Consider the following 6,361-nt stretch of genomic DNA (forward strand, 5'->3'; position numbering starts at 1 on the left):
ATGACTACCCAGGCTGTTTCTGGTCGCCGCTATTTCACAAAGGCGTGGCTGATGGAGCAAAAATCGCTGATTGCCCTGCTGGTGCTGATCGCGATTGTGTCGACCATGAGCCCGAATTTCTTCACCGTAAATAACCTGTTCAACATTCTGCAGCAGACGTCGGTGAACGCCATTATGGCGGTCGGCATGACGCTGGTGATTTTGACCTCAGGGATCGATCTGTCCGTCGGTTCCCTGCTGGCCCTCACCGGCGCGATCGCCGCTTCGCTTGTCGGGATTGAAGTTAACGCGCTGGTGGCCGTGGCCGCGGCCCTGGCGGCAGGCGCGGTGATTGGTGCCGTCACCGGCGTGATTGTGGCAAAAGGCCGCGTTCAGGCGTTCATCGCGACGCTGGTGATGATGCTGCTGCTGCGCGGGGTGACCATGGTTTATACCAACGGCAGCCCGGTCAATACCGGCTTCACCGATAACGCCGATCTGTTTGGCTGGTTCGGTATCGGTCGCCCGCTGGGCGTCCCGACCCCGGTCTGGATCATGGCTATCGTCTTCCTGGCGGCGTGGTACATGCTGCACCATACCCGTCTGGGCCGTTACATCTATGCGCTGGGCGGTAACGAAGCGGCAACGCGCCTGTCCGGGATTAGCGTTAATAAAGTCAAAGTCATCGTGTACTCCCTGTGCGGTCTGCTGGCGTCACTGGCGGGCATCATCGAAGTGGCGCGCCTCTCTTCCGCGCAGCCGACGGCGGGTACGGGGTATGAGCTGGATGCTATTGCAGCAGTGGTTCTGGGCGGTACGAGTCTGGCGGGCGGTAAAGGTCGCATTGTTGGGACATTGATCGGCGCACTGATTCTCGGTTTCCTGAATAATGGTTTGAATTTGTTAGGTGTTTCCTCCTATTACCAGATGATCGTTAAGGCAGTGGTGATTTTGCTGGCGGTACTGGTAGACAACAAAAAACAGTAACTGACGACACTACAGGACATCTTAGATATGAACATGAAAAAACTGGCTACCCTGGTTTCCGCTGTCGCGCTGAGCGCAACCGTAAGTGCTAACGCCATGGCGAAAGATACCATCGCGCTGGTTGTCTCTACGCTGAACAACCCGTTCTTCGTCTCCCTGAAGGACGGTGCGCAGAAAGAAGCGGATAAACTGGGCTACAACCTGGTGGTACTGGATTCACAGAACAACCCGGCGAAAGAGCTGGCTAACGTTCAGGACTTAACCGTTCGTGGCACCAAAATTCTGCTGATCAACCCAACCGATTCTGATGCCGTAGGCAACGCCGTGAAGATGGCAAACCAGGCGAAAATTCCGGTGATCACCCTGGACCGTCAGGCAACCAAAGGCGACGTGGTGAGCCATATCGCGTCTGACAACGTGCTGGGCGGCAAAATCGCGGGTGACTACATTGCGAAGAAAGCCGGCGAAGGCGCGAAAGTTATCGAGCTGCAGGGGATTGCCGGTACGTCTGCTGCCCGCGAGCGTGGCGAAGGATTCCAGCAGGCGGTTGCAGCGCATAAATTCAATGTACTGGCCAGCCAGCCTGCGGACTTCGACCGTACTAAAGGTCTGAACGTCATGCAGAACCTGCTGACCGCACATCCTGACGTACAGGCGGTCTTCGCGCAGAACGACGAAATGGCGCTGGGCGCGCTGCGTGCCCTGCAGACTGCAGGTAAATCTGATGTGATGGTTGTCGGATTTGACGGCACGCCGGATGGTGAAAAAGCAGTAAACGATGGCAAACTGGCTGCGACCATCGCTCAGCTGCCTGAGCAGATTGGCGCCACTGGCGTTGAAACTGCCGATAAAGTGCTGAAGGGCGAAAAAGTTCAGGCTAAATACCCTGTTGACCTGAAGCTGGTTATCAAGCAGTAAAAGGCGAATCAGGTCGTCACTGGCGGCCTGAGGGACACCAATAAAGAAAAGTGTGGCATACGCCACCGGGTAACACCGGTGGCGCTCTCAGATGGACAACCCAACCATGAAAACCGCAGGCAACCTCGTCGTCCTTGGCAGTATCAATGCCGATCACATTCTTAACCTTGAATCGTTCCCTGCACCGGGCGAAACCGTCACGGGTAGCCAGTATCAGGTCGCTTTTGGCGGTAAAGGGGCAAACCAGGCCGTTGCCGCTGGCCGCAGCGGAGCGAATATTGCGTTTATCGCCTGCACGGGCGATGACGATACTGGTGAGCGCGTACGCAAGCAGCTGGCAAGCGACAACATTGATATCGCACCGGTCAGCGTTGTTGCAGGGGAGTCTACCGGCGTGGCGCTGATTTTCGTCAACGCAGAAGGTGAGAATGTCATCGGTATTCATGCTGGCGCTAACGCAGCGTTGACGACGGAGCGCGTAGAAGCGCAACGTGCAATCATCGCCGGAGCGGAAGCCCTGCTCATGCAGCTGGAGTCACCGGTTGAAAGCGTGCTGGCCGCGGCGAACATTGCGCATGAAAATCATACCACTGTCGTACTTAATCCGGCCCCTGCCCGTGTATTATCTGACGAGCTGCTGGCGCTGGTGGACATCATCACGCCGAACGAAACCGAAGCCGAAAAGCTGACGGGCATTCGCGTTGAAAACGATGATGATGCCGCGCGAGCCGCGCGTGCGTTGCACGACAAAGGCATCGGAACGGTGATCATCACCCTGGGCAGCCGTGGGGTATGGGCAAGCGTAAACGGTGAAGGCCGTCGCGTGCCGGGCTTTAAGGTGAAGGCGATTGATACCATTGCAGCGGGAGACACCTTCAACGGTGCACTGGTGACCGCGCTGCTGGAAGGCAAGAGTATGGATGATGCGATCCGATTCGCGCATGCGGCTGCCGCGATTGCGGTGACGCGCAAGGGCGCTCAGCCTTCCGTTCCGTGGCGTAAAGAGATCGATGAATTCTTAAGTCAGCAGAGGTAACGCTTGGCCACAATGAAAGATGTCGCTCGCCTGGCGGGCGTTTCTACCTCGACGGTTTCTCACGTCATTAATAACGATCGCTTCGTCAGCGAGGCGATTCGGGAAAAAGTCGAAGCGGCAGTAAAAAATCTCAACTATGCGCCGTCTGCGCTGGCGCGTAGCCTTAAGCTCAACCAGACGCGTACGATCGGTATGCTGATCACCGCCAGTACCAATCCCTTTTATTCTGAGCTGGTTCGCGGCGTGGAGCGCAGCTGCTTCGAGCGTGGCTACAGCCTGGTGCTGTGCAATACCGAAGGGGACGAGCAGCGCATGAACCGTAACCTGGAAACGCTGATGCAAAAACGCGTCGACGGGCTACTGCTGCTGTGTACCGAAACGCACCAGCCCTCGAAAGAGATTATCCAGCGCTACCCCTCCATTCCCACGGTGATGATGGACTGGGCGCCGTTCGACGGCACCAGCGATCTTATTCAGGATAACTCTCTGCTGGGGGGCGATATGGCCACCCAGTATCTGATCGATAAAGGCTATACCCGCATCGCCTGTATTACCGGTCCGCTGGACAAAACCCCGGCGCGTTTGCGACTGGAAGGGTATCTCGCCGCGATGGCGCGGGCGGGCCTTTCCGTGCCGGAAGGGTACCGTATTACCGGTGATTTTGAGTTTCACGGTGGTTTTGAAGCGATGCAGACGCTGCTGGCGCAGCCGCAGCGTCCGCAGGCGGTGTTTATCGGCAACGACGCCATGGCGTTTGGCGCCTATCAGGCGTTATATCAGGCCGGTTTGCGTGTTCCCGACGATATGGCGGTAATCGGCTACGATGATATTGAGCTGGCCAGCTATATGACGCCGCCGCTCACCACCATCCATCAGCCAAAAGATGAGCTGGGCGAGCTGGCCATCGATGTGTTGATCCACCGAATGGCTCAGCCCACGCTGCAGCAGCAACGCCTGCAGCTTACTCCTGTTCTGATGGAACGGGGTTCGGTTTAGCTTTCGCCTTATGGCGTTCTTTTATCAGGTTACGGCCATCTTTCGGTTTTAACAGCATAAAGACCAGCGCTGAAACGACGGTGAGTGCGCCCATGGTGATAAAGGTATAGTGGAACTGCTCGACGGTGTTCGCGCTGTCGAAACCTTCATAAAACCGCAGTACCGCCGCGCTCACGGCCACCCCTAAACTGATCGACAACTGCTGGGTGACTGCCAGCACGCTGTTGCCGCTACTGGCGTTCTCGTCGGTCAGATCCGCAAGAGTGATGGTGTTCATTGATGTGAACTGCGTCGACATCGCCATGCCCAGCACAAACAGCGGCAGTATCAGCATCCAGACGGGAAGCGAGGCGGACTGCAGCGAGAACTGCGCAATCATCAGGCCAATAAAGACCGTCACGCCAACCAGCGTCCTGCGATAGCCAAACCAGCGTAGCACCTGCGTCACGGTCGATTTTGCCAGAATCGAGCCCATCGCCGTAGGCGCCATCATGCAGCCGGCAATCAGGGCCGGATAGCCGAAACCGACCTGCAGCATCAGTGGCATCAGGAACGGTACACAGCCGGTTCCCAGACGCGAGGCAATGTTTCCCGCGATCCCGACGGAAAAGGTTCGGGTGTTGAAGAGCCCAAGAGAGATTAACGGCGTCGGGTGACGGCGCGCGTGACGTATATAAAGAAGGAACAGCAGAATCCCGGCGAGGATAACGGAGAGCGCCATCCACGTCGCGACGATCTTCTCGCCAAACAACTCCATCCCGCTGGAGAAGAGCACCAGGCTCAGGCCAAACAGGAAAAAGCCCCCCATGTCGAAGCTGCGTCTTGGCGTGGTGAAGTTCGGCATATATTTGCGGGCATACAGCAGCCCCGCGACGCCAATCGGAATATTAATCAGGAAGATCCAGTGCCAGCTTGCCCAGGTGACAAACACGCCACCGAGTACCGGGCCAAGTATCGGGCCGACCAGTCCCGGCATGGTGACGAAGTTGAGCACGGGAAGCAGTTCGCTTCGAGGGTAGGCTCGTAATAAGGCAAGGCGCGCCACGGGCATCATCATCGCGCCGCCAATGCCCTGTAATACGCGGAAGATAACCAGTTCCGTTAAGGACGAGGAGAGCGCACAGGCCAGCGAACCGAGCGTAAAGAGTGTTACGGCCAGCATGAAAACTCTGCGGGTACCGAAGCGGTCGGCCAGCCATCCGCTAACCGGAATTAACATTGCGACCGTCAGGGTGTAGCTGATGATGGCGGACTGCATCGCCAGCGGGGAGCGGTTAAGGCTTTGCGCAATAGCGGGAAGCGCGGTGTTGAGGATGGTGGCATCCAGTGCCTGCATAAAAAACGCCATGGCTGCAATCCACGGCAATCCGGCCATGCTGCGCGCTTTTTTCTTTGTCATTTATTTACCTGCTGGTGGGTTGGCGCAGCCAGTAATGCCTGGCACGCACTCAGGGCTCGCTGCCCGTCGCTTTCCTGAATGGCATCTACTATCGCCTGATGCAATTCCAGTTTTACCACGTCGTTTTGTGTAATAGAGGTAAAGTAAGTGTGGTACACCGAATGGAATAATGAGGCAAAAGAGGTGAGGAACGGATTGGCGCTCATCATATAGATATGTTCATGCCAGGCCATATCGACTTCAACCCAGCGTTCGCGGTTGAAGTATTTTTTCAGAAACACCATCTCTTCCATCAATGCGTTAAGCTGCGCTTTTTGCTCTGCCGTGCCAAGCGTGGCGGCAAGCAGACATGCCTGAGGTTCAAGACTGCTGCGCATCACCAGAAAGTGATCGACAACCTGATGAAAGTTATCTTCCGTCATCCACCAGGAGAGCAGCTCCTGATCGAGAAAATTCCAGTTACTCTGGGGCATCACGCGCGTGCCAATACGCGGGCGCGGAAGCACCATCCCTTTTGCCGTCAGGGTTTTCACCGCCTCGCGAACCGCGGTACGGCTCACCCCAAACTGCTCACCCAGCTCCATTTCACCCGGCAGGATGCTACCCGGGGCATATTTACCCGCTAGAATTCGCTGCGCCAGCTTTTCTGCCAGCACATACGACAGGTTTTTTTGGGCGGCCAGCTGTTGTGCGCTTAATGGCATCGCTTTTATTCCTTAAAGATTCATGCTGATAATTATGCCACCTCGAATGTGATTGTGGTTGCAGATACATCAAATAGAACAATTTGTAGCTTGATTTCACCGCTGCTGGTGAAAAAAAACACGGATAGAAACTTTTTTTAAATTTCCTCTTGTCACGCCGGAATAACTCCCTATAATGCGCCTCCACTGACACGGAACAACGGCACACACGCCGCCGGGTCAGCAGAGAATAGCGAAAATAAACGCTTGACTCTGAAGCGGGAAAGCGTAATATGCACACCCCGCGCCGCAGCGAAAACGAAGCGGCACTGCTCTTTAACAATTTATCAGACAATCTGTGTG

The 6,361-nt window shown here is 56.0% G+C and carries 6 protein-coding genes; 4 read left to right on the forward strand and 2 right to left on the reverse strand.

The genetic code is table 11. From position 1 onward, the window contains the following. The 4 genes from rbsC (at position 1) to rbsR (ending at position 3,916) form a co-directional block, all read left to right on the forward strand. Positions 1–966 (forward strand): ribose ABC transporter permease, encoded by a 966-nt coding sequence (gene rbsC / locus LJA86_RS18945; protein ID WP_229226575.1) that lies wholly within the window; start codon positions 1–3, stop codon positions 964–966. 27 nt (positions 967–993) lie between these two features. Continuing rightward, a complete protein-coding gene (gene rbsB / locus LJA86_RS18950; RefSeq protein WP_008503498.1) occupies positions 994–1,884 on the forward strand; it encodes a ribose ABC transporter substrate-binding protein RbsB in 891 nt (296 codons plus the stop codon). A gap of 106 nt (positions 1,885–1,990) precedes the next feature. Further along, positions 1,991–2,920 carry a ribokinase gene (gene rbsK / locus LJA86_RS18955; protein WP_229226582.1) on the forward strand — a complete coding sequence of 310 codons (930 nt, stop codon included), beginning with the start codon at positions 1,991–1,993 and terminating at the stop codon, positions 2,918–2,920. Between the two features lie 3 nt (positions 2,921–2,923). Next, on the forward strand, positions 2,924–3,916 hold the full coding sequence (rbsR, locus tag LJA86_RS18960) for a ribose operon transcriptional repressor RbsR (protein WP_229226576.1): 993 nt from the start codon (positions 2,924–2,926) through the stop codon (positions 3,914–3,916). On the opposite strand, the gene mdtD is transcribed toward rbsR, so the two are convergent. Together mdtD and LJA86_RS18970 are read right to left on the reverse strand one after the other, a co-directional pair. Continuing rightward, positions 3,882–5,315, reverse strand: a complete 1,434-nt coding sequence (mdtD, locus tag LJA86_RS18965) for a multidrug transporter subunit MdtD (protein WP_229226577.1) — start codon at positions 5,313–5,315, stop codon at positions 3,882–3,884. The two genes, rbsR and mdtD, sit on opposite strands and share 35 nt — an antisense overlap. After that, a complete protein-coding gene (locus LJA86_RS18970; protein WP_229226578.1) occupies positions 5,312–6,019 on the reverse strand; it encodes a FadR/GntR family transcriptional regulator in 708 nt (235 codons plus the stop codon). The genes mdtD and LJA86_RS18970 overlap by 4 nt, the downstream gene beginning before the upstream one ends. Positions 6,020–6,361 lie beyond the last annotated feature (342 nt).

The sequence above is a fragment of the Enterobacter sp. TCD1-1 genome (genome assembly GCF_020567405.1).
GTDB classification, from domain to species: domain Bacteria; phylum Pseudomonadota; class Gammaproteobacteria; order Enterobacterales; family Enterobacteriaceae; genus Enterobacter; species Enterobacter quasiroggenkampii.

Coding starts and splice junctions, on each gene's coding strand:
- rbsB (WP_008503498.1), top strand. CDS start 994: ATGAACATGAAAAAACTGGCTACCCTGGTTTCCGCTGTCGCGCTGAGC.
- rbsC (WP_229226575.1), top strand. CDS start 1: ATGACTACCCAGGCTGTTTCTGGTCGCCGCTATTTCACAAAGGCGTGG.
- LJA86_RS18970 (WP_229226578.1), bottom strand. CDS start 6,019: ATGCCATTAAGCGCACAACAGCTGGCCGCCCAAAAAAACCTGTCGTAT.
- mdtD (WP_229226577.1), bottom strand. CDS start 5,315: ATGACAAAGAAAAAAGCGCGCAGCATGGCCGGATTGCCGTGGATTGCA.
- rbsK (WP_229226582.1), top strand. CDS start 1,991: ATGAAAACCGCAGGCAACCTCGTCGTCCTTGGCAGTATCAATGCCGAT.